The following is a 21,981-nucleotide window of genomic DNA, read 5'->3' as shown; positions in this document are numbered from 1 at the left end:
AATAACCCCGCCGAAGCAGGGTCTGGATTATCCGCGGCCGTTGATGGCCGCCCATATTTGGCCGCCAGGCCGCAAGTCTCTGGCGATCTGCTCTTGTGCGCCCTGTTTGGCGGCACGCGCATATGCCTGCGCAACTGCTTGGCCGCCGCCATCGTCAGTGGCTCCCCCCTGACCTTCAGGTACGGCGAACGTCTGCTGGATTACCACCTGGTTGCTGCTTGAGCCCTGCTCTCCACTGCCGCCGATTGACATGACGCCCAGCTTGCCATTCGCAGTGCGGGTCAGTGGCATGATGGCCTCGTCCCCCGCCTCACCCATCACCCCTGTCTTGCCGTTGGCCATGCCGAACGCCGTCGGCTTGCTGACGATGGAATTGGTGAAGGCTCCGCCCTCCGCAAACATCTGCACGCCAGATGACCAGGCACCACCTTTAGCTTGAATACTGCTGGGAGTGAAACCTGAAAGGTCTCCCGAGTACCCACCCTGCGTAGACCCCGCCGACGATGCTCCACCACCGAAGTAACTGGTAGCGGCGCCGAACAAACTGCTCAGGAGTGCCGAACTTGCTTGCCGTGTGGCAATCCTCGCCATATCCGCTAAGATCGACTTCGCAAAATCCGCGAACGACAGCTTCCCGGTCATGGCGAAGTTGACGACCGCGTCTTCCATCGAGCTGAAGGCATTGGCAAACAGGCTTTTCGTCTGCCCTGCAACGTCTCTCGCCGATTCCAGGTAGTTCTGCCATGCCGAAGATGCGCCGGCGCTCCAGTCACCCTGAGCCGCCGTCATGTCGTCGTAGTTGGCCTGTACCGTGTCATGCAGATCCTGCTGTGTGGCTTTCAGCGCATCCAGCTTGGCGGTGTACTCCTCGAGGCTCATACCGCGCGAACCATCGCCATACTGGTTGGCCAGTTCAAGGCTTTGCTGGTTGAAGCGATCGTCGATGCCGTTTTGCTGATCCGTCAGCCCGCGCTGTCGATCACCCTGGCCAAGGCCAGAAGCCGCACGCAACCCCTGCTGACGGAGCGTATCGACCTGCTGCTTCAGGGCGCTGGTGTAGGTATTTACGGCCAGGGTCTGCTTACGCAGGCGGCCTTCTTCGTTCGTGGCAATGATCGACAGTTCACTGTCGCTATCCTGCTGCGCCTTGACCATAGCGCTGCGGGCGTCGGCAATCTTCTGGTCGATCTGTATCAGTTGCGCTGCAGTCGTGCCTTTTTTTGTCTTGGCAGCTTCCAGCGCTTCGATTTCTGACTGGTAGCCGTGGGCAACTTCCTCGGCCTGCTGTTGCAACAAACCGACGCGTTGTTCGGTGTAACTCGCTTGCGAAATGACGCCGGCGCGCTGTGAAGCTTCGAGCTCCTTGTCTGCGTTTTTGTAGTAGGCCAAGGTTTCAGCCAATACGTTCTTCGCGCTGTTGAAGCCGGTCAGGTCGACGCTGCCCGCAGCACCCTTTGGATCCTTGAACTTATCGTTGATGTTCGCCAGGTTCTTGTCGATCGCGGACTGATTAAGCCGGGAGTCGTTCGGGTCGACCTTGCGAATATCGTCGAGCTGTTTCTTGTAATCCTTGATGGCCTCGGCGCGTTTCTGCTCATTGGTCAGCGACGACTTGGTGAGCGCGTCGATCTTCGACATCGCTGTAACTGCATCGCGCTGTACCTTGGCCTGCTCACCATCGTATTTGGCGATGTCGGCCGCCGCGGCCTTCTGGTCCTCCAGCATGTTGAGCTGGTTGCTGTACAGCTCAATCATCTCTTTCTGGTTTTGGAAGGCGCCAATATCGCCAGCCTGAGCTGACGCCAAATTGCGCCGGGCCTTCTCGATATCCCCGTCAATATCGGGACGACCGATATTCTTCAGGTTGTCCGCAGCACGTGCTACAGCGTTGTAACCCTTTTCCCAGAAACTCAGGTTTTCGAGAATCTTCGGCGTGCGCTCATTGATTGCATCCGCATATTCCTCGGTCGCGAGCTTCACCGCGCCGGCATGATCGCCCTGCTCTTCTAGCGCCGCGATTTGCGAGTACACCGAGGCTGTCAGGTAGTGGTACTGCTCGTTTAGCGCAGCCGATGCTTTGACCGGCTCATCAGCAATTTTCTCGAACTCAGCAACCGTTTCCTTGATGGCCCTGCCCGTAGCCTCCTGCATGGAGACAGCCGCTTGGGCGATGCCAGAAAAGCTTTCTCCTGCGATCTTGCCATTGCCGGCGAGCAGTGCGAGCACTTCGGCTGCTTGCCCGGTTGCGCCCACAGTTGCGCCGACTTGCCGGGCCATTACGCCTAGCTGCTCCGCGCTCACTCCCGCAGAATTGCCAGTCAGAATCAGGCCCTTGCTGTACGCGTCTTGCTCCTCGCTGCCTTTGTAATAAGCGTATGCCAATGCGCCCACAGCAGCGGTTGCTAGGGCGATTGGACCGAGGACGGCAAGCAAGCTTGCGGCGGAAGCGCCAGCTCCGGCCCCCAACTGTGCGACCGCGCGAACACCGCTCCCCCAGTCCCCTGACGACAGAGCGTTGCCCAACTGAACGACATTTTCCTGCGCCTGGCGGCTGCCGAGCTTCAGCCTGTCGAAGCCTGTGGCTGTTTTTTCGAGAGCTGCGTAATTGCCGTTCAGCTTACCCAGTGCCGAGTTGTACTGGTCCTGACTAATGCGGCCGGCATCGAGGTGCTTGCCCAGCTGCTCGACCTGGCCATCTAACTTCGCCATGGCTGCGCGGGCGGGATCAATCGCGCCGAGCAGGCTGTTCAGCGCCTTCTGTTCGTCCAGGGTGGACTTGGCCAGCGCCACGTGTTGCTTGTCGAGCTGCGCGGTGATTTTGGTAAATTCGGCTTCGCCATAGGCGCCGGTCTTTGTGAGCTTCGTCAGACTCTCGCGCTGTTTGGCCAGTTCCTGTGTAGTGGTCGCGCCTTTCGAAAGCGACTTTTCCAGCGCTTCCATCTCTTTCATCAGGCCGACGGCGGATTGCTCGGCGCGATCACCAGCCTTGGTTAGCTTGTCGAGATCGGTCGCAGCGTTGGCGGCATCAGCCGAATCGACCTTGATGCCGAGTTCTGCAATGTTCATCGACTCACCTTGAATAAGTGCCCGCCATCACGGGCTGTTGTCGCGTGCTTCGGCCATGACCGCGATGGCTTCCGATTCCATTACGCGGATGTCCTGGAACACGCGCGGGCGATCCTTGACAGGAACGCCGACGAGTTTCATCACATCTGGCAGTACGCCGTAATCGAGGCCGGTCGCGCCGCATGCGCCCGTGCGCCACTGAGTCCACATCGAATCCATGACGAGGAACGACTTCCAGTTGTCCGGCCAGACTTCGAAAGTTTCGTCGTAGTCCTCGGGCGAGAATCCGAACATCGCCATTTGCTCGGCAGAACTATCGGCCTCATAAAGGGCACGGGCAGCGGCAGTCAGTTTCCCAAGCGGGCCTTGCCGAATGCTTCGCTGTACGCCTTCACGACAGCGTCCGACACACCGATGCAGCTCTTCACCAGAGCTGTTATTGAGTCATCGTTGAGCTTGTCGCCAAAGCCCCACGACACCACTAGATCCTTGATTTGGTCGACGCCCTGCTCTACCTCTACCGCGGTAATTTCCGAGAGGGTCGGCTCAGTACCCTTGAAGCGTTCGTCGATGGCCGTTGCTTTTTCCTTCCAAGAGTCGAACAGTTCGGCCAGCGCGGTGCGGTCGCGGTACTTGAACGTGAATGGCACCATTGCCGGTTTACCGCCGACCTGCGGAATAGCCACATCGGCGGTGAACGTCGGCTTTGGCGCGATGGAAAACTTTGCCATGGGAACCCCTTAGGTGTTGTAGCGGGTTGGGCGGGAGGCGAACGACAAGGTGATGGTCCGCGTCATGATGTTGTTGCGGCTCAGTGTCGGAGTCGCAGTGATCGACACGTACGCGTAGTAGTAAATGCTCGCGCCACCCGGCAGGTTTGCGCGCACCAGGCGCGGCTCTTTGTCTTCGTCGGCCGCCTCAACGATCGCGACATACGCCTGAGCCGGATCATCAGCGACTGGCAGCGTCATGCTACTGGCCGACTTGTTGGTAGGCAGTTGACGGTCGTCGTCGTCTTCAAGGAAGCCGTAAGTGAGGAACTGCTGCTCGCCGCCGTTGGCTGTGGGCTCAGTGATCTGTGCGATCTGCGTCCAACCAGAAGCCGCACGCACCTTGCCCGCACCGGAGCCAGCCGGGTAGTTCTTGACGCTGGTGGTGTCCACGCCTTCAGCCGCGAACTCGCCGGCTTCCGAATCGATGACGCGGGCCGGGCGGCCGTTCAGTTTTGCCCAGGCAGAGTCGATGACAATTACATCGCCACCACTGAGACCGTGCGCTGCAGCAGTGAGGACCGCTGGCTTTGCGTTGCTGATAGCGGTGAAAGGTTTTGCAAGGCTCAGCGTTGCCGCGATCTCGAACGTGGTGCCGTTGGGAATCCTGACGCTCATGGTTTTTCCTCTTTGTAGAATGACAAAACCCGCTCTATGGCGGGTTCTGGGTTTGCCCAACGGGCTAATTCAGTTGGTGTCGGCGCGGTACAGGAACGACACGGGCACCGTGAACGTGGTGTCATCTGGGATACCGGGCCCAGGGTCGACCGGACTCATCGTCACCACGGTCAGCGCGCCCTTCGTGTTGCGCTCGTACAGCGGGAACAGAGCGGCGATCCGGTCAGCCAGCGCGCCGGCCGCGCCGCGGTACTTGCCGGAAGGCGTCACGATGCTGACCTGAAACACGCCGGTGTACAGCTTGTGGTCACCGCCGAGAGTGTTGCTTGCGGTGTCGGCCGGCAGCGTGAACGCCTTCAGGTAGGTTTCGCCATCGACCGGCTTGTAGACCTCGTTCTCGACGACAACCTTTAACGGGGTCGGCAAGGCCTTTGCCCAGGTGATCAGCTTGGCCTCGTAGATCGAGGCGATAATGTTGTGGCTCATACCTGGTTGCTCCTGATGGCCTCCTGCACTATCTGCTGGAAGCGGGCCACGGTGATGCGGACCATGCCGCCGGGGGCCTGGGTCGAATGTCCGAACTCAAGCGGAATCGCGTATGGCAAATTGTTGATTAGGTAGGCGGTCTGCCCGGCAGTGAAGTCGCTCACTGCCGAAACCAGCGCGGCAATCGTCTCGTGGCCACCCGGATCAACCTCGTCAAAGGTGACTTTCTCGACGACATCAATCGATAGGTGCCAGTTCGCCCGGAACCGCCCGCCGACGTAGCCTTCGGGCGCGACAATGTCCATGCCGTCATTCAGCTTGCGCCTGGGCTTGAGCCTCCCCGCGTTTGTCAGGTTGGCCGGATCGCTACGCAATTCGCTGTTGTGATCGTCCACGGCTTTGTTGTACTGGCTGGCCACTGCGTTCTGCGCCCAGATCTCGGGATTCCCCACCGGTGACATGCGGATCACGCTGCTGCCAACCTCGATAATGATCTCGCGCAGACTAGCGTCGATGGCTTCCGTGGCCTGGGCCGCAAACTCGGCAAGGCTCAGTGCGAAGCTGCCGGACTGGCCGGAACCGGCGCGGCTCATGACCTCACCTGCAGCTCATAAAAAATCGGAGTGCCGGCCGGGTTGATCTCTTTCAGCGGCGGGACGATGGACCAGGTACGACCCTGGACGATGACCTTGTTCAGCAGCTGCGGCGCCCACGCCAAACCCTGCGCGGCGATCTTGAGCTTCTTGTCGCCCTGTTTGATGAGGCTGTTGTTCTGGAATTCTTGGCCGGTGAAGTCGAGCAGGATGCCCTGGGCGGTTTGATCGGTGACGGTGTCGGGCGGCGCGGTAGCGGTGTCCGGATCGTACTCGCCGACAGTAAATGCCCGGATGGTCACGGGCTGGCCGAATTCTGTGATCATCTCCAGAGCCATCACGGCCATTTCGTCGTAAAAGGCCATGGTGGCTCCAGATGTGAAAAGCCCAGCACGATGGCTGGGCCTTTGATTACTCTTACAGAAGCTCTTGAGCCTTTTTTTCGTAAGCTATTAATGCATAGTCGGCGATATCAATCGCCTTACTCACCACGCCAGTCGGAGATCCAGTGGCGTCTGCTGCAGTTCCTGAGAGAGCTGATACCAAAGCCTCCCTCCAAACGTCCAGCCGATGTTTTTCTAAGCTTTCATTCATTGGGATTATCCTAGGCAGAGCTTAAAAGCTAGCACTACGCTCTCACCGCAAACAAGCCCCGCTTCTGTAGGTAGTCAGCGAACTGCGTAGCGCTCGGCCGATCCGGCGCCGCCGGCAACAGTCGGCCGCTGGTGTTGGAGATCGTCGCGTACTCGCGAGTCACTGCGCCTTCGACACGCTCCAGAGTCACAGCACCTTTGCGCTTGTCGATCGGGTCGATGTCATCGGCGTGGATCTCGGCGGCCAAAGCCATCTGGCCGTACTGGATGCGCGCCGGCAGGTAGTTGTCGGGCTTGATCTGCTGATCGAGTTCAACCCCGCGGCGCGGCCAGGCTAGGGCCTGATCGCTGTCCGTCTTGCGACCCTTCCAGGTCATTCCATCCATCGCCAAGGCGGCCCGGCGCAGCAACGCTTCCTGCGCAGGCACTTCTGCGGGAATGACCACGCCGAACTTCACGGCGTACATGACCAAGTCCGCGGCGCTCGCGTAGCTTTCGGCGTCAGGCTTGCCGGTGCCGTCCTCAATGATGAGTGTCATGGATCAACTCGCTGGAATGAGCTTTGAATGATTGGGTGTCAGTGTTGATGACACCCGCAGTATTACGCCTTGGGCAGATCAGCGACGAGCTTTTCCAAAGATTCTTTCGAGGCGTTGGCCCGGTACGTTACACCGGCCGCTTCGAGCTTGGCCTTCAGGGCTTCGACTTCTTGCACTTCGCCAGCCTTCAGCGATTCGATCTCGTCACGCAGTTTTTCGTTTTCGCTGGCGAGAGAATCGCGACGGGAAGCGAGCTCATCTACTTTGACGTGGATGTGATCCAGGGCGTGATAGAGACGGGTCGCCAGTTCGCCGCATTCTGGCTTCTCAATCTCACCTGCATCAAGACCATCAATGACGGCGCGGACCATGTCGCTCTCAACGCGCAGCTTGCCGATCAGCGCTTCCAGTTCAGCCTCGTTATCGCCGGAACTAACAACCAGCAACTGGCGCGACTCCGCTTCTATCGCCAAAACTTCGACGCCGACATTCTCGTAGGCGTCAACCACGTTCGGCCACTCGCCAATCACAAGCACGCTCGTCACGCCGGCTTCTGGCCGTTCGAAGTGCTCCGGGTTGCGGTAGCGCTTTTGCGGATCAAAATCCGTCTTCTGCGCGGAATAGATGAGTTCCATGAGTATCTCCAAGGCGACCACTGAAGGCCGCCCGTTACGAGTGAGCCGATTAAGGCGCGGACAGATCGATCAGGACGCCGGCCGTGACCTTGTCGCTGGTTGCATACTTGGTCCAGTTGGCACCGGCACCGATTGCAGCTAGGTTCGGGTTCACGCCGCCCGTGGAGTCCTTCCAGCTGTAACCCAGCAGGTCCAGGTTAAAGGTGCCCTCGGCGCGGAAGCCCATCGCCAAGTTTTCTTGGTTGTCGATGTTGTACGAACGGAAGCCCGGAGCCTGGGACTCGGTGATTTTGATCGCGCCCGCCTGCAGGCCGAAGATGGTTTCCGCAGGGATGGTGTCCGATACCAGAACCGGCTTGCCCATGGTGCCCGGCTGACCACCGTAGATGACCACGCCAGCTTCTTCGTACACCTTCTCGGTGATGGCTTGATCGACCATGTCGAAGTAGGTGGCCGAGTCCATGGTCCAGAGCGCAATGCGACCGAAACGGTCACCAAATTTGCGCATGCCCTTGGTCAGCGCCTTCTTGCCGTCTGTGGCAAAGCTGGCTGTAGCAACCATGTTGGTGTTCGCGCCAATGGCAGCCTTCAGCGCAGCCATGGCGTACTGGATGTAGCCTTCCAGCACTGCGTCGGCGTAGTCGACACCAACCAGTTCGGAGAATTCTTCTGGCGAGCGCGCGCGGCGCTTGAAGGCTTCTTCGGTTGTTTCGTAAGGACCGTACTTGAACGGCACCTTCACACCGACCATTTCGCCGGAACCAATTTTCTGGCCGGTAACAGCTGCGACCGAGTTGACATCACGGTGAGCAATCGCGCCGCCGAGCTTGTAGAAAGCACGCTTGCGCAGATCGCCCTCGATCAGTTCGTTGTCCAGAATCAGCGCGCCGTTCGAAGAAGCGTTGAACACATCGATCACATCCTGGATACGCTCCAGGTAGGCGGTTTGGGCAAGGTCGTTGTAAACGATCATGTCTGAGTTGACGGTAGTCGCCATGGGTTACTCCATTATTTGGGCAATTTCAGGTAAGCGTCCTGGCCGTTAGCAGTGATGAACTCACGCTTGGCCACAGACGTCATTTCAGAGCGTTTCAGAGCGGCCCCACCGCCATTTCCAGCACCACCGGCCCCGCCGCCAGATGCTTTGCTACCCGCGATCAATGGCGCGAACGCCGTGTTGTTTGCAAATTCTGCTTTCAGCTCGTCCAGCGTGGATGCGGAGAGCTTGCCCTGCTTGTCGAGCACGACCACAACAGGCTTCCCGTCACGCTGCTCGACACTCAGACGGCGCTCAATGTGGGGCAACAAGGCTTCTGCGCTGCCTGGGATTGCCAGGGCGGATGCGATATCAGTAGCGGTACGACCCACAGTCAGGTCCCGGATCTGAGTGCTCAGCGTTCCACGCTCCTGCTCCAGCATGCCGTTCAGCTCAGCTTCACGGCGGTTGTATTTTTCGGACCAGGATCGTTCGAGCTCTTCGACGTTGCCCGATTTACGGGCAGCATCTTCACGCTCAAGGCGTGCAGTTTCCTCAGCCTCTTCACGCTTACGCTTTTCGGTTTTCTTTTCGTCCAGCAAGGTTTGAACCTGAGCCTTCAGGCCAGACACATCTTCTTGCTGTGGCAGACCTTCAATGCCGAGCACGAACTTGCCGTCCCTCTCGGTGTAAAGAGCGCGCACGGCTTCGTCGACACCATCAAGGCTGTCCAGTTGGAATTTCAGCATTTGTTGTCTCCCAGAGACGTTGGTGCAGGCCCTGCCTGCAGAAAGAAAAAGCTGTAAAGTCCGCCAACTCAAGGCAGATCAAGGACAGGCTCAAGTGAGCAATCAAAACTCAACGGAAAATTCAGATTCGAATGCAGCGAAGACAAGATCGTTTCCGCTAAATGCGATTGCTACAGCTGCTATTGCCGCACTCACCGGCATTGTCGGTGCTGGAATTGGCGCTTATGCGACATTGGCCTCATCCGAAAAAGTACGAATAGAAAGTTGCATAAAACGGATTGACGACCGGGAGCAGAAAACCCGTGAAAAGGCTGAGGCGTTGCTGGGAAACATAGGCCGCTTCATCGGTGTGACAGCAGGAGTAGGCGACGACTACAAGATGGCCGAGCCAGGTCAGAAAATAATTCAATCCGCATTCGAGTTAACCGCATACGGCCCACCCGAACTCAACCTAATTTCGATCCATTTGGCCGTAGTGATCCATCAAGGCCTGACTGCGAAAACACCAGAACAAAAAATGGAGGCAATTAAATCTGCCGGAACAGCACTCAATGGCTGGTCGCCAAATTACTCAAAACTTATGGTCGCATTCGAGAAAAGCAGGGTGGACTGCTTGACTCAGTAAATCTTCAAACCCGCCCGCTCGAACGCAAGAGGCTCAAGCGCCTTCATCTGCACCAGGGTCAGCGGTTTGAAATTGCGATCAAGCTGTAGCTCGGAGAACCGCTCAATGCTCAGGCCGCCTTCGCGAAACAGCTTGGCGCGGACCGGACCGATGGCCCTGTCCTGAAACGCAGCCGGCTGCTGCTTGAGCCAGTCGTAATAGCTGAGGTCTGCCCTGACCTGCTGGGGCCCACCGTCGCCGATGGATGCCCGCGTGGCGTCCTTGGCGAACAGAGCGCTGAAGCGGGTAACAGCAACAATCGTCGATCGGCAGTTGATGTGGATCGGCGGCCGAGGCCCTTCGGTCAGCTTGAAGCGCTGCTTGTCGAGCGATCGGCATTGGCTGGTGGTCTTCGTATCCAGCGTGCTGACCCACTCCACCGCCTGCACAACGTCGGAGTTTTCCTTCAGCGTCTCCATGCGCGCTTGGGTGGCGACGTGCTGAACTGCTGTCCGCACCACGGCGCCGGCGTTCCGGTTGGTCGTGGCCAGAATCCCGTCGTTGTACTGAAGCGCCTTGGTCCCGCGAATGTTCTTGATGATCTGGAAGTTGGTTTGGCCTTCGAAGAAGCCCTGCCGGATCGCGCCTGTGAGGCGTTGTCGCTCGGTGGCGGTGAAGCCATCAATGAAGGCCTTGAGCAGCTTGCCGCCGTCCGCACCGCGCACGCTGAGCGGGTTGGAGAGGATAGCCGCCCGAATCGCAGCAGCACCTGGAACCGCGGCATCGAACGAGACGCCCACCGGAGCCGCCCGGGTCAGGCTGGTCGCCTCGAATTCAGCCTCGTAGTTCGCAATGTCGATCAGATCGAGGTTCAGCTTTTCGCTGTAGCGGTCGAAGATTCCCAGCAGCAGGCTATCGACTTCGCTCAGCAGCCGTTCCAGCCTGGCGACGGTGTAATCCGTCAGGTCGGCACGGGTCAGTCGCTCACGAATCGAGCGGTCAATCTCCTTGAAGAAAGGCCCGAACTTGGCGACCTCCCCCGACTTCAGCTGCTCGAGGAAAACGGCGTGCCGAATCGTGGCGTCAAGGATCGCTTGGTTTGCCGCCATTCGGTTTCACCTCGTCGTCATCGTCCAGGTCGAGCGCTGGAGACTCAGTCTCTAACTCGTCGCGGATCTGGTCGTCGGTCTTCTCGGGATCAATCACCCCGCGATCGCGCAGGTACTGCCAGAAGTCAGACGACGGCAGCTTGCCGCCCTGCACCGCGTTGAACAAACCGGTGAGGATCGTTGCGTCCAGGGTGATCTGGCTGAAGTCCTGGTTGAGCTTGTAGAGCGTTTCGCCGGTGGCGTTCACGAACTCAGCCATCCAGACCAGGCACTGGCTGTAGGCCTCGCTGACGTTGCTCACCACCAGTGACAGAACGCTGTGTTCGGCGGCGCTGTCGTTGTCAGCCTGGGTCGCGGTCTTCACCGCACTGCCCCGTTCGATCAACCGGGCGCCGAGCGACACCATGTCCTCTTTCTTGCTGTCCATGGCCTCTTTGGCGACCGTGTTGGGCTGAGCCTGCCACACGCCGCACGCGCCATTGACCGGAAGCAGCCACGGTGCACGGGAGCCGAGGAAGATGCCTTGGGCTTCCATGTGGTCGCGCCACTGTGTATCGAGCCCCGCCATCCACGGCTGAGGCTGGCCCACCAGGTAGGCTGCTTCTTCGTAGTCCGCGCTGTTGCGGTAATGGCCGATGTTTACCTCGGCCATGTCGTACAGCGGTGAGTCGTCGATGCTGGTGTCGTTGTTCTCACTACCCAGGAACTGAAACGGGATCACGCGCCACGGTTGGCCGAGGCCATTCAGCGGCGTAAAGGGCGGAACGGTCATCGCTGTCTTGCTTGAACCCTCTTCCCACACCTCCTGCGTGTAGACGCCGGCGTCATCCAGGCGTAGCACCCGGTATTGAACAACCTGCTCGCTGCCGAAGCCGTCGTCAGTATCGACATCGACGGTCTCACGCAGTACCACCAGGCTCAGCAGATGTTGGCCGCCGACTTGGCGAGTCTTCCAGTTAATAATGGACTCGGCCGGGTAACTGGCGACGCTCGCTCGGGCGCGACCGGACAGTTCGTCGGCCTTGCTAACGGTGCCCGCTTCAACAGCCGCGTAATCCACCAGCAGCCCATGACGCCCGACTTCGAGCAGATGCCCGATCACCGACTGCGACTGCTGGTAAACGCTCACGCCCTGTCCATCGATATCCTTCGACACGTAGCCGAGTGCACCGGGAACAGTCAGCGTCGGCCAAGTACGGAATACCGCACCGACCAAGCTGTGTTTCGTGCGGCCAGTGGCGTTGTAGAACACCGCGCGTTTTTTGTACGCGTCGTAGCGATCCTTGTTGTCCTGACTGGTGTCCGAGGCATTCGGCCGGGGAAGGTACTTGTCGCCGGCCGCCTTGATGGTTTCCGAGCCCTTGCAGACGTCGCGGACCAATTTCCAGCGGTACTGCGCTGCCTTGTAATCGTCCCGAGTAAAAGTGACGTCCGTCATCGGGCGACTCCCATTTTCATTGAGGTGACCGGTTTAATGATCGGGTACTCGCGATGGATGAAGTAACCGCCGCCGTCGTTGGCGTGGTCGTTGCCTTGGCTCTTGTCCGGTTCGCCGTTGGGCGCCCAGATCTGCTGCTCAAGGCCGTCGGCGTAAGTCGGGCAAGTGAACGGATTGACCAGGTATCGCCGCTCACCCTGTGCATTGCAGAACATGGCGTTCATGGCGTTGATCCGGTCCTTCACTGGCGGGTTGGCGGCCGGCGCGATGACTTCGAATCCTGCCTGCTTGAGCAAGGCGAGGTCGGTTTCGCTGGCATTGACCGACTTGCGCGAATTACCGGAGGCGTCCGGGTAAATCCGGATTGCACAGGTTTTCGTGTAGTCGTTGCCGTTGTGCTCCCAGTAGCGTTCCTTGATGCGGCGGATCATGTCTGGCGTGTCGTAACCATCCATCAATTCATCAACCGCGCGAGGCAGACCCTGCTCACGTTTGACGTGAGTGACTGCCGCCATCTTGCCGACGTTGAAGTCCATGCCGATGAACAGCGGCTCGCCCGGCTGCACAGTGTCGAAGCACTGATTCAGCTTGCGGTCGTACGCGTGATAGATCGATCCAGACGTCAGGTTGACGAACTGGCCGTTGAGGTAAGCGAGGATCAGCTGGGGCGGATACGACTCCATGAGCGACTGGATGTAGTCGTCAGGCAGGTTCAGTTCGTTGTCGAACGTGCTGGCCTGCACCAGGCCGTACATCTCATTCAGCTTTGGCTTGTCGCGCAGCTGCTTCACGAACTGCAGGAAGACGAACTTGAAGCCTTCCGGCGTCGTGGTTACGTCAACTCCGTTCTTCAGCCCGGGCAGGTTGTAACGCATCCGGGCAATGATCTTGCGCCAGGCCTGCTGCGCCTTGATCGACGTCAGCACGTCCAGCTCATCCACCAGGGCGTGGCCGATCTTGAAGCCGACGATCGTCTGCGGCTTCTCCATCGACCGGCAAATCACTGTGCCGCGATACTGCCGGCCGCTGTAAATGTGAACCTCATGGTTCGCCTGGTTGATCTTGGTCTTCAGCCCCCAGTCGTAGGCCACTTCATCCATCGTCGGATAGAAGATGTCCCGGATCTGGGGGTAAGTCGGTGCGAAGTAACCAGCGTTGACGCCGGGCCACTCCATGAAGTGCTTGCTCAGCGCCGAGCATCCGACCCAGGTCTTTCCTGAGCCGAACCCTGCGACGAATGCGCGGAATTTGTGGGGCAACGTGAGGAAGTGAGCCTGCGGAACGTTAAGGCTCGGCATTCGGCTTCCTCGCATCCACCACGTCTACTTGAATGCGGGTGGGGATTGCCGGCTCATCGTCCGGCTCATCTTTGCGGTGCCGGTTGACGTAGATGTCACCGACTTCCTTGGCGGCCTGCTCCAGCAACTGGGCAGTCAGCGCCATGTTCTTCATGTTCTCGGCCTTCTCAGCCATACGGCCAAGTGCCCGCAGTCGATACGCTCGGTTGGCGATCGGGATGTCGACGGTCTCTTCGCGGAATCGCTTACGGGCAGCATGAAACAGCTCGACCCACTTAGAGCCAAGGCCCTGCCCTGCAAACTTCGTAGGGTCGTGAGACTCGCACTGCTGCCGGCTCATCTCGATCCCGAATTCCTTCTTGACCGATTCGACCACCTGAGATGGCGTATCAAAGCAGGCTAGAGCCTGAACGATGAAGGCTTTGACCTCGCTTCGTAGCACTGCCATATGGTTGTCATCCGTCAAAACCTGTCATGGGTTCAGGCCGACTTGAGCAGACAGGTTCCGCAGGCCCTCGATATATTCAGCTTCCCTACCTCGGCAGGACTGTTTGCAGCATCAACAAGAGCCTGAACGTCAGGGCTCGCACCGTAGCGGCGAACCACACCAACGAACTCTTCGACATCGTGGCCGCGCATCTCAAGCTTGGGCGCCCCGTCCTTCGTGAAGGCAGGCTGACCGTACTTATCGTTGGCGTGGGCAATGTGATAAAGCTCGTGTTCGACCAGAGCGCAGAAGTCAGCGTCGGAGCACTGTGCGCAGTAATCGGCAGCCAGGGTGATGATGTAGGCAGGCACGTCGCCGAACCAATCCATCATCTGCTGCTCCATCCGCGCCTTCTGCCAACCGCCCGCTCGGAACGCTACCTGCTCAGCCTGGCCGACGACTGTGCGACCCTTCTTCGTGAATGCAGCAGACGCCCACATCACACGGATGTCAGCGTCGATCAGGTGAGCATGGTCTTCGTTGTGGATGCTGCCGGTGTTGGCGAGGATCTCGGTTTGGAGCCACTCCCACACTTCGGGAGCAGGGACAAGGCGGATACCGAAGCTGGACAGGTCTGACAATTCAAGTAATGACGCAGGCGGGTACGGCCTGTCCATGGGGCACCTTGAGCTTGAAATAGTGGCGCGTTGCCGGTATTGGTAAGGATCAATTAATGCAAGGAAGTAGTTATGTCTGAAACATTCGCCCCAATTATTGCCAACAACTCAGCCTTGAAAAGCGAAGCAAAGCGCGCTGCGGCGGTTGCTGCGGCACTAGATTTGATCCATGCATATGCAGGGAGCGGCAATCAGAAGTTCAGCCTGAGTGCTCACATGAAGATGCTCTCGACTTACGCCGACCAGATCCAGGCAGCACTGAAAGTTAAGTGATCCACCCGTGCCGCACTCACCTGCGGCACACCTACTGCTCTCCGCCATCGAGCAGCACATCGATCAGCTTCTGCTCACCCAGACGCATAGCACCCAAGCACTGAAGATCATCACACTTCGGCCCCAACCCGAACACCGTGACCTCACCTCTTGGTCCGATCAAGGTTAAGGCGCCAACAGTACAATCCGGATGCACACCGGCATCGAGATCATCAGCAATCTTGCGTAGGGTCTTGGCGGCGTCTCGCCAGTCCTCCCGCTTGAACTCTAGAACCTTGACGGTCATGCGGTCACCATGATCGTGGTCTGCATCTGGGCGTGCCCGTGCAGGAGTGATACGACCAAGCCTTGAGGGAGTCCGTCAGCCTTGGCAGCGTCAACCGCTTTGGCGATCGCGCTATCCAGTTCAGTGATCGCCAAGTTGATGGCGGGACTCAGCGGCAATGCGTGGTGCAGGCGAGTGACATTGGTCATGCCCTTCTCCAGTGTCGCGACACGATTTGATGACTCGCGAAACGTGTCGCGGATTACTCAGGCTTGCGGCTTGGCAGCTTGAAGTCAGTCACTCGGTCAGCGATGGCGCGGATCTTTTCCACACCCAGGAAGCCAACCCAGCCACCGGCAAAGGTGGCCATGCTCTGGGGTAGACCGAAGAAATCCAGACCACTGATGATCGTCAGGGTCAGGCCTCCGCAGATCGCACCCTCCACCAGCATCTGGCGTCGAGTGCCACCACCGTATGTGATTCGAAGCACAGCCATGGCACAGGACAGTCCAGCGGCGAAGAGGATCGGCGAATGCTGGCTCAACCACGCAAGCGCAATCGCCCAGGTATCTGGTTTGTCTGGCATGTTTGGCATCTCGGTTCCTCCCCGTCAGGGAGTTAGGAATACGGCAGGCCGTGACCTGAAGATTTGAATCAGCTCCCGCAACACTCCCAGCTCGGAGCAATGGGCGTGGTGGAACTGAAAACGAAAAAGCCCCAGCAGATGCTGAGGCTCGAAATAGGTGTGAGGGTCTTTCCCCTCCTGTCCGCCGAAGACCTTCACTGTGTCGACGCCCCTTTGCATCGATCTCACAGTCCAGTCTCGCGCCACCCCGGAGCATGTAGGCCCAGGGTTCGCGGGCTGCCGGTGTTTTGTCGTAGCACTGCACTTGCCGGCTTATCAGTGTCCAGGCCTTCCGTAAGGCTGCCCTGGCTGCGGTGGATTTAAAATCAATTCCAGAGGAAGTCCCACCTTAGAGCGGTGGGAGTGGCTGGCCGATAAACAAAAAGCCCAGCTGGTTTAGGGCTGGGCTATGGACGATCAAGCTACAGTTTTTGCCGGGAAGTGCCTTCGCAAAAACTCGGCAAATGTTTCAGCACCATGGTCGAAATCGATCATCCGAATCACGGTAGCTCCGCGCTCAACAGCCTTGTCCATCAAGACCTTGTTACCAAGCCTTGGCTCGGCGGTTAGAACCGCGAACACAATGGCATGAGAGAGCAACTGCTGATCGGTAAAGTTCTTAGGATTGCCCGAGGGCCTTTCCTTACCCAGCTGATCCTTGGTCGACTCGATGAATTCGATTTGTGAGAGGTCGGCCAGAATTCCCCTGCCGAAACCATAAGAATTTGAGCCGAAACCAAAATAGCCCACTTCGGGTATTTCTCCGCTCCTCGATATCCGATCTGTGAATGCCTTTTTGCCAGGCTCTTCCGGTCGCTCAGGGATATCGTTGAGTTCTTTTAATACGTCACCCGTCACAAACAATTTGAATTCGTCGGGATCAATATCTTTCGGCTCGATGCCGTGCTTGAAAAGCGCATCGAACGCGCAGCTATCAACGAAAATCGACCTAGCCATTCAGACCACTCCCTGACCCATCATAGAAACTACTTGGCGGGCGATCATAGTCTAAAAGTTAGCACCCATAAAAAAGCCCGATGCAGCGCCGGGCTTTTTGGATCACTCCTACACACGCAGGAAAGACATGATGGGTGGATAATGGCTCACTGGCTCAATGCCAGTCAAGCGACTTCTGACATCACCAGGCCTTCATGCTCAAGAATGTGCTGAGCCTCGATCAAAGCCAAGTCGACACTACCCTCCAACGCCTTGCGGATGTCACGCCGCCACCTCTCTTGAGTCTTGATTGGGTGAGGCTCGTTGGACCAGTTGTCCATCTCATACCACCCGGCCGGCAACACATTCGTCGAACGCTTCCCATCCACACCAGGGAGCTTCGGCAATGCCCAGGTGACCACGGCGCAGTGCAGGAACCGTTCCGGCGCCGGCGAACGCATCACCTTTGTCAGCTCGGTGATAGCGGCGTGCTTCCGCTCAGTATGGGTGGAGTACTTCGCGACCAGTGCCCGCCAGTGCGCGGCAGACAACGACTTGTGCAGCCGGCCAAATACCCAGCAGTCCGTCAGGAACGCAGCCTCCTTGCCGACGATCTCCCCCTTCTGCTTGGCGCACTGCACCTTCGGCTCGAAGTCGCAGCCGCCTGCGGTATTGATGGTTTCGGCGGCGAGCGCCCGAACAACTGCGGATACAACGTTGCGATAGGTCATGCTGCTCTCCCCTTCAGCTCTCTTGTCTTTGCCCGGTATTCGGCCTTGATGGCCTTGATCTCTTCAATGGTGTAACGCTTCGGGTCGTGTGGCCCCTCAAGCCATTCCACCTTGTCGGCGCCGATGCGCCTCACCAACTCGATGCGGTAATTCACAACGTTGCCGGACTGGTGGTTGTTGCACGGTGCGCATTGGCGCCAGACATTCAGCGGTTCGAAGCGAAGCTCTGGGTTACCGCCGACGGTGCGGTAATGCCCCGCGTGCCATTGTCCGTTGTGGTGCCGGCCGCAACTCACACACGGCAGTCCGGCGTCACGATGGCGGACCCATGTGTTGAAGGCAGTCTGAGCCTCGCTCATATGCTTGGCGCGGGGCTTGACCTTCTCCTTGGCAGCGCGTAATTCCTTGCGACCGATCTCGGCCAGCGACTTGCGCGCCCTCTCCCGGTTCACGTCCTTGATGGCCAGGCCGCACTTGGGACTGCACACAGCCTGACCCAGGCGCTGCGGCGGAAAGCTGATGCCGCATGCCGGGTTCTTGCACTTCTTCGGTCGTGGCGGTTTGGCGATCATGCAGCCTCCTTGCTGAGCAGATCGGTAAACACCACACCCTGCGCAGTGAAGAACGCAACCATGCGGTCGGTGTAAGCGATGCCCTGGGCGCGGTTGAACAGACTGGTCACCGGGAACCCGTCAGGGCCGAACAACTTGTGCTCGCCCATCAGGGCCAGCTTCTCCTCGTAGGGCAGATGGCGCATGACCCGATACCAGGCTGCCTGAAAACCTGAGTCTTCATTCAGCAGGATCTGCACGCCGAAGTGCAGCTTGCAATAACGGCGGGCGTCCGCCGCGTCGCCGATCTGGGTCATCTCAGCGATGCGCTTGTACATGGCGAACCACAGAGCGTTCTGATCGAGCGTGCGGTCCTTGCCCGGGCGCAGGGAGACCACGACGAACTTCTTGTCGCGGTACATGGTGGTCAGGCTGGTGATGGCCTCAGTGAGTTTGGCCTGGCAGTTGACGCTGATCTTGTCAGTCATTGCCGGCCTCTTTTCTCAGCGCGGCAAACTCAGGCGCAGCGCACACCATTGCCCTCCATTGAGCAGAAGGGCACTTCGGCACGCATACTTGGGCAAAACGAACCATCTCTGCCGTCGGCTCCTTTGGCACCAGTGCCCAGCCGGCGGGAATGGGCTTCGCGGCTTTGCGCAGCGCCTCGTTCTCAGCGATCAACTCCAGTGTCACCTCCTCGACGGTCTTCTTACCCAGAAACTCGCCAAGTGCTTCTGAGCTTCTTTGCCACGACTCACAATTCAGGCTCCAGGCGGCGACCTCTGACCAGAGAAGCTTTTTCAATTCGCTGTAATCGCTCATGACGTCACCGCCAATGTGATCAGGACGCAGAACACGCCAATGCCGTAACCGGCAAAGGTCCAGACCAGTGTCATTGCTGATTTAGGGATCATTGCGCAGCCCTCTTGATTTGAAGTTCTTCGGCCTGCTTGATGAGCAAGGCTCGGCGATCAGCCAATTCATTAGCCGCTTCGATGCGCATCTCTGTCTGCCTTTCAGCCGTGGCGTTGCGCATTTCCAGCATCGAATTCTTCACAGCTTCAAGTTTGTCCCGGACCCTTGTTGATGGCCTGGTAACCTCGCCGGTGATCAAGCCCGCCAACGCGCGGCCGTCCTCTGTAACCGGAACCACACTCAGGTCTGCCAGATACAGCCGCCCCCGCTCTTGGGGAATACGCTGCAACTGCACAGCCTTCGTGATGGCTTCCACACGGCGGTTGGCATCGAAGCCAACAGAGACGTGCCAATTCACCGGCTTGACGTCGTCACGCGCCTGGCTCACGAACCGCTCGTATGCGCTGATGAACGCCATGCGCGCGCCGATCTTGTCGCCGGCGTCGAGAACGGGCTTCGCGGCGGCCAGCGCCAGTTGGATTTCATCGGTCAGCACCACGGTTTCGAATTCGTCGTTCGTGGTCATGGCGATCGCCCAGGCCTCGTCCCGACCTGGGCGGCCATCTTCTGCCTGGATGCGCTGCAGGACTGCCGCCAATGTCAGCTTGCCGGTCAGCTCCCGGCGGCAAGCCTGCAGTGCTTTGCGGATGTCGGCCTGGGCAAATACGGCAAGATCTTGAGCCATCAATTCGGCAGCCGCGGCGCTGATGGTCTGGCCCAGTGTTTCAGCGGTTGCGCAAATGGCGCCGGCCAGTTGTGCGCGGTCTTCAGAGGAAAGCATTGCGCGGCCCTCCCTCACGAATGTTGCGCGCAGCGTCCTGTGCGGCGTTGATATTGGCCTGGGTGTCTTCCAGTTGGCGGGCGGTACGGCCGTTGATCTGGGTTTGGGTCACCCATTGGGTGTGGTAGCTCTCGGCGTTGGCCAGAAGCTCGCTGACGCTGTGGCACTTGCGGATCAGTTGGGCGTCATTGATTCCGAGGTAGTACGCGGCCACGCTGTGGGCGACGTCGATACCCAAGCGGCCGATCAACGAACCGATCTGCCCTCCCACCTTCGCGTTCCACACCGGCCAGGCCTTGTACCGTTTGCGGTAGGACATGGCGTAGTTGGCCCAGGTCTTGAACGTCTTGCAGGTCTGGTCCTTGGGGCCCGGCATATCGGCTGGGATCTCAACCCGGGGCGCTTCAGTGCGATCAACAACCAGCACCAAACCGCCGGACCGGTTCGGCTTGTCCGAGCCGTCCTGCAAATCCTGATTACTGGTTACCTGATTGGTACCCTGATTATTGGTACCCTGATTTGTCGGAGATTTATCCGACCCTGCATCGGATTTTTTTCCGACCTTGCTCGGAGATTTATCCGAGGTAGATCGGATTTTTTTCCGACCATCGAGCGCATCAGAGGTCGGATATTTTTCCGACCCATCCAACTTGCGATTCCACTCTTTCGCTTTCTCGGTGAGACGGATCAACGTGATGCTGGAAGTGCTGGAAAGCTCGATTAAACCGGCATCCCTCAGGGCTTTAAGAAGTCGGTAAGCGGTGTCCGGTTTGTCAGTGAGCAGCGGCAGCTCTTCGACGATCTTGCTCTTGCTCAGCGCGAAGTAGATCCCGGTGTCCGTCTTGATTGGGTTGGCCCAACTCGGGCTCTCGTAGACGAAGGCGAACAGCAGGGCCTGCTGAGAATTCAGCCCCCACTCCAGCGCCTTCACCTGGTTGATCGTGACGGTGTATTGCATGTCAGGCCTTCCCGACCAGTTTGGCCAGTTCGAGGAAGCGATCGACGTACCAGTGGGGCTGCGTCTCGCGGGGTGATTGAGGATTGGTCAAATTCTTGCCAAAACGAAGGCCCTGCTCAGTCACTGACCAGAAGTCGACCATCTCCTGCTTGGAGTTTTTGCGCTGGAGTTGCTTGAGGAAGCCCTTTGCAGCCAGAGCGCGGTTGAATGCCGCCGGAGCGATGCGGATGCCGCTGTCTTTCAGCAAGGCCGTGGCAGACTTGGTGGGCATCGAAGAGCCGCCGGCGGCATCAGGTGCAGAGTCGACGGCGTAGCCTGGGAGAAACTTCGGATCGAGCCCGTTGTTCTGGGCGATCTTCGTGAGCATGGCCATCTGACAAGATGGCGCGGGCTTCAGCAGTCGCGTGAAGCACTCCATAATGGCGATCTCGCCGACGACCTTGGTGCCATTGAGCAGAACCTGCTCGCGGGCGCCCTGCTGCTGTTCCAGCTCGCGCCACCGGCGAATCACCTTCATGCGCAGCGGAGCGCTGTAGCCGGTGAGCAGGCAGTCGGTGTGCTCGCGATCGAGCATGTACTCGCCCTGCTCGCGGTTCTGGCCATCCAGATAGATGTGCTCAAAGCTGAGTACATCTAAATTAAGTTCTTTTAGCATCGCCGTGATGTCGCGCTTCACGTTGGCGTGCCGCTTACCGGTGACGTTTGCGATCTCACGGGAAGACATCGTGGTACGCGACACGTTTTCGGAATTAACAAAACGTGTCGCGACCTGTCTGGTATTGTCCTGCTGTGTCTGTGCGTGCATAATCTTCTCCACTTGCTTTACCGCTATAGAAAAAGCCGACCTCGACCGTCGGCTTTTTTGTGTCTGAAATTCAGGCGGTCTTCACCGACTGCTTAAAAACTTCGAGGCTGACGATCACCTCCTCCGCCTCCTTAAGCAGAACCGACTTCTCGCGGGAGCAAACACGGCCATCGGCCTGGGCGTCGAACGCAAGACGGGTCACGTCTGCCAGATCGGCGTGCAGTCGAAGCAGCGCGGTGTTCAAGTTGATGCCTTCCGGCTTTTCCTTCGGCACCAGGTCAAAACCGAAGGACTCGGCCCATGCTTTCAACGGACGGAAGTCCTGGGTGAACTTCATGATCCGGTGCAGCTCTTCCACGTTCATGCGGTGAGTGTCGTAATCAGGGTTGGCTTTCTGCGAAAGCAGAGTTCTGGACTTGAAGTCGGCGCCCTCGGCAATTTTCCGGGTGCCGTGGTCATCGACCACTTCGTAAATCGCCTTCATCAACTCCTGCATGTCACACCTCTGAAATTGTTACGTGGCTGGATGCCATCAGTTCCGCGATCCTTGACTCATCAACTGA

31 protein-coding genes are annotated in these 21,981 nt (G+C 58.6%); 2 read left to right on the top strand and 29 right to left on the bottom strand.

The genetic code is table 11. The features are described from left to right. Positions 1–27 precede the first annotated feature (27 nt). The 12 genes from ACM6IQ_RS11395 to ACM6IQ_RS11340 form a co-directional block, all read right to left on the bottom strand. Positions 28–3,066, bottom strand: a complete 3,039-nt coding sequence (locus ACM6IQ_RS11395; protein ID WP_414878782.1) for a phage tail tape measure protein — start codon at positions 3,064–3,066, stop codon at positions 28–30. A gap of 27 nt (positions 3,067–3,093) precedes the next feature. Further along, positions 3,094–3,366 (bottom strand): DUF1799 domain-containing protein, encoded by a 273-nt coding sequence (locus tag ACM6IQ_RS11390; protein WP_414878781.1) that lies wholly within the window; start codon positions 3,364–3,366, stop codon positions 3,094–3,096. Between the two features lie 47 nt (positions 3,367–3,413). Then, positions 3,414–3,797: a phage tail assembly chaperone gene (locus ACM6IQ_RS11385; RefSeq protein ID WP_414878780.1), complete on the bottom strand. Its 384-nt coding sequence runs from the start codon at positions 3,795–3,797 to the stop codon at positions 3,414–3,416. Positions 3,798–3,806: 9 nt separating this feature from the next. Further along, positions 3,807–4,454: a phage tail protein gene (locus ACM6IQ_RS11380; protein ID WP_414878779.1), complete on the bottom strand. Its 648-nt coding sequence runs from the start codon at positions 4,452–4,454 to the stop codon at positions 3,807–3,809. Between the two features lie 69 nt (positions 4,455–4,523). Continuing rightward, entirely contained in the window at positions 4,524–4,940 is a 417-nt protein-coding gene (locus ACM6IQ_RS11375; RefSeq protein ID WP_414878778.1) for a phage tail terminator-like protein, read from the bottom strand. Then, positions 4,937–5,533, bottom strand: coding sequence for a hypothetical protein (locus ACM6IQ_RS11370; RefSeq protein ID WP_414878777.1), 597 nt, complete (start codon positions 5,531–5,533; stop codon positions 4,937–4,939). The genes ACM6IQ_RS11375 and ACM6IQ_RS11370 overlap by 4 nt, the downstream gene beginning before the upstream one ends. After that, positions 5,530–5,898: a hypothetical protein gene (locus ACM6IQ_RS11365; protein WP_414878776.1), complete on the bottom strand. Its 369-nt coding sequence runs from the start codon at positions 5,896–5,898 to the stop codon at positions 5,530–5,532. The genes ACM6IQ_RS11370 and ACM6IQ_RS11365 overlap by 4 nt, the downstream gene beginning before the upstream one ends. Before the next feature lie 52 nt (positions 5,899–5,950). Beyond that, complete coding sequence (locus ACM6IQ_RS11360) at positions 5,951–6,127, bottom strand: hypothetical protein (RefSeq protein ID WP_414878775.1); 177 nt, start codon at positions 6,125–6,127, stop codon at positions 5,951–5,953. A gap of 34 nt (positions 6,128–6,161) precedes the next feature. Next, entirely contained in the window at positions 6,162–6,665 is a 504-nt protein-coding gene (locus ACM6IQ_RS11355) for a DnaT-like ssDNA-binding protein (protein ID WP_414878774.1), read from the bottom strand. Between the two features lie 62 nt (positions 6,666–6,727). Beyond that, positions 6,728–7,300, bottom strand: a complete 573-nt coding sequence (locus tag ACM6IQ_RS11350) for a hypothetical protein (protein WP_414878773.1) — start codon at positions 7,298–7,300, stop codon at positions 6,728–6,730. A gap of 49 nt (positions 7,301–7,349) precedes the next feature. Further along, positions 7,350–8,297: a major capsid protein gene (locus ACM6IQ_RS11345; protein WP_414878772.1), complete on the bottom strand. Its 948-nt coding sequence runs from the start codon at positions 8,295–8,297 to the stop codon at positions 7,350–7,352. An 11-nt stretch (positions 8,298–8,308) separates the two neighbouring features. Continuing rightward, the gene (locus ACM6IQ_RS11340) at positions 8,309–9,025 is read right to left on the bottom strand and encodes a hypothetical protein (RefSeq protein WP_414878771.1); all 717 of its coding nucleotides are present in this window, start codon (positions 9,023–9,025) and stop codon (positions 8,309–8,311) included. 22 nt (positions 9,026–9,047) lie between these two features. Here ACM6IQ_RS11340 and ACM6IQ_RS11335 point away from each other — a divergent pair, with 22 nt between their 5' ends. Beyond that, a complete protein-coding gene (locus ACM6IQ_RS11335; RefSeq protein ID WP_414878770.1) occupies positions 9,048–9,650 on the top strand; it encodes a hypothetical protein in 603 nt (200 codons plus the stop codon). On the opposite strand, the gene ACM6IQ_RS11330 is transcribed toward ACM6IQ_RS11335, so the two are convergent. The 5 genes from ACM6IQ_RS11330 to ACM6IQ_RS11310 are packed head-to-tail and all read right to left on the bottom strand — an operon-like array spanning position 9,644 to position 14,578. Next, the gene (locus ACM6IQ_RS11330) at positions 9,644–10,738 is read right to left on the bottom strand and encodes a minor capsid protein (protein WP_414878769.1); all 1,095 of its coding nucleotides are present in this window, start codon (positions 10,736–10,738) and stop codon (positions 9,644–9,646) included. The genes ACM6IQ_RS11335 and ACM6IQ_RS11330 overlap by 7 nt on opposite strands. After that, positions 10,713–12,176: a DUF4055 domain-containing protein gene (locus tag ACM6IQ_RS11325; protein ID WP_414878768.1), complete on the bottom strand. Its 1,464-nt coding sequence runs from the start codon at positions 12,174–12,176 to the stop codon at positions 10,713–10,715. The genes ACM6IQ_RS11330 and ACM6IQ_RS11325 overlap by 26 nt, the downstream gene beginning before the upstream one ends. After that, a complete protein-coding gene (locus ACM6IQ_RS11320) occupies positions 12,173–13,474 on the bottom strand; it encodes a terminase large subunit domain-containing protein (protein WP_414878767.1) in 1,302 nt (433 codons plus the stop codon). The genes ACM6IQ_RS11325 and ACM6IQ_RS11320 overlap by 4 nt, the downstream gene beginning before the upstream one ends. Beyond that, positions 13,461–13,922: a DUF2280 domain-containing protein gene (locus ACM6IQ_RS11315; RefSeq protein ID WP_214382215.1), complete on the bottom strand. Its 462-nt coding sequence runs from the start codon at positions 13,920–13,922 to the stop codon at positions 13,461–13,463. Before ACM6IQ_RS11315 ends, ACM6IQ_RS11320 begins: the two co-directional genes overlap by 14 nt. Positions 13,923–13,954: 32 nt before the next feature. Beyond that, positions 13,955–14,578, bottom strand: coding sequence for a putative metallopeptidase (locus ACM6IQ_RS11310; protein WP_414878766.1), 624 nt, complete (start codon positions 14,576–14,578; stop codon positions 13,955–13,957). Between the two features lie 72 nt (positions 14,579–14,650). Here ACM6IQ_RS11310 and ACM6IQ_RS11305 point away from each other — a divergent pair, with 72 nt between their 5' ends. Continuing rightward, positions 14,651–14,851 (top strand): hypothetical protein, encoded by a 201-nt coding sequence (locus ACM6IQ_RS11305; RefSeq protein WP_414878765.1) that lies wholly within the window; start codon positions 14,651–14,653, stop codon positions 14,849–14,851. Positions 14,852–14,882: 31 nt separating this feature from the next. Here ACM6IQ_RS11305 and ACM6IQ_RS11300 read toward each other — a convergent pair whose 3' ends face one another. The 12 genes from ACM6IQ_RS11300 to ACM6IQ_RS11245 all read right to left on the bottom strand — a co-directional run bounded on the left by ACM6IQ_RS11300 (position 14,883) and on the right by ACM6IQ_RS11245 (position 21,914). Continuing rightward, positions 14,883–15,137, bottom strand: coding sequence for a hypothetical protein (locus tag ACM6IQ_RS11300; protein WP_414878764.1), 255 nt, complete (start codon positions 15,135–15,137; stop codon positions 14,883–14,885). Then, on the bottom strand, positions 15,134–15,325 hold the full coding sequence (locus ACM6IQ_RS11295; protein ID WP_414878763.1) for a hypothetical protein: 192 nt from the start codon (positions 15,323–15,325) through the stop codon (positions 15,134–15,136). The genes ACM6IQ_RS11300 and ACM6IQ_RS11295 overlap by 4 nt, the downstream gene beginning before the upstream one ends. Positions 15,326–15,378: 53 nt before the next feature. Further along, on the bottom strand, positions 15,379–15,711 hold the full coding sequence (locus ACM6IQ_RS11290) for a phage holin, lambda family (RefSeq protein ID WP_414878762.1): 333 nt from the start codon (positions 15,709–15,711) through the stop codon (positions 15,379–15,381). 447 nt (positions 15,712–16,158) lie between these two features. After that, the gene (locus ACM6IQ_RS11285; protein ID WP_414878761.1) at positions 16,159–16,698 is read right to left on the bottom strand and encodes a hypothetical protein; all 540 of its coding nucleotides are present in this window, start codon (positions 16,696–16,698) and stop codon (positions 16,159–16,161) included. Between the two features lie 164 nt (positions 16,699–16,862). Further along, entirely contained in the window at positions 16,863–17,408 is a 546-nt protein-coding gene (locus ACM6IQ_RS11280; protein WP_414878760.1) for a hypothetical protein, read from the bottom strand. Continuing rightward, positions 17,405–17,980, bottom strand: a complete 576-nt coding sequence (locus ACM6IQ_RS11275; protein WP_414878759.1) for a recombination protein NinG — start codon at positions 17,978–17,980, stop codon at positions 17,405–17,407. Before ACM6IQ_RS11275 ends, ACM6IQ_RS11280 begins: the two co-directional genes overlap by 4 nt. Beyond that, positions 17,977–18,447: a hypothetical protein gene (locus tag ACM6IQ_RS11270; protein ID WP_414878758.1), complete on the bottom strand. Its 471-nt coding sequence runs from the start codon at positions 18,445–18,447 to the stop codon at positions 17,977–17,979. The genes ACM6IQ_RS11275 and ACM6IQ_RS11270 overlap by 4 nt, the downstream gene beginning before the upstream one ends. Next, positions 18,440–18,781, bottom strand: a complete 342-nt coding sequence (locus tag ACM6IQ_RS11265) for a hypothetical protein (RefSeq protein ID WP_414878757.1) — start codon at positions 18,779–18,781, stop codon at positions 18,440–18,442. The genes ACM6IQ_RS11270 and ACM6IQ_RS11265 overlap by 8 nt, the downstream gene beginning before the upstream one ends. 88 nt (positions 18,782–18,869) lie before the next feature. Next, complete coding sequence (locus tag ACM6IQ_RS11260) at positions 18,870–19,655, bottom strand: hypothetical protein (protein WP_414878756.1); 786 nt, start codon at positions 19,653–19,655, stop codon at positions 18,870–18,872. Beyond that, the gene (locus ACM6IQ_RS11255; protein ID WP_414878755.1) at positions 19,642–20,613 is read right to left on the bottom strand and encodes a phage replication protein; all 972 of its coding nucleotides are present in this window, start codon (positions 20,611–20,613) and stop codon (positions 19,642–19,644) included. The genes ACM6IQ_RS11260 and ACM6IQ_RS11255 overlap by 14 nt, the downstream gene beginning before the upstream one ends. Before the next feature lies 1 nt (position 20,614). Continuing rightward, positions 20,615–21,337 carry a Rha family transcriptional regulator gene (locus ACM6IQ_RS11250; protein ID WP_414878984.1) on the bottom strand — a complete coding sequence of 241 codons (723 nt, stop codon included), beginning with the start codon at positions 21,335–21,337 and terminating at the stop codon, positions 20,615–20,617. 151 nt (positions 21,338–21,488) lie between these two features. After that, on the bottom strand, positions 21,489–21,914 hold the full coding sequence (locus ACM6IQ_RS11245; protein ID WP_414878754.1) for a phage regulatory CII family protein: 426 nt from the start codon (positions 21,912–21,914) through the stop codon (positions 21,489–21,491). Positions 21,915–21,981 lie beyond the last annotated feature (67 nt).

This window comes from Pseudomonas sp. IT-P100 (assembly GCF_949767185.1).
In the GTDB taxonomy this organism is placed as follows: domain Bacteria; phylum Pseudomonadota; class Gammaproteobacteria; order Pseudomonadales; family Pseudomonadaceae; genus Aquipseudomonas; species Aquipseudomonas fluorescens_B.
This window is presented reverse-complemented; position numbering and strand designations above follow the sequence as displayed.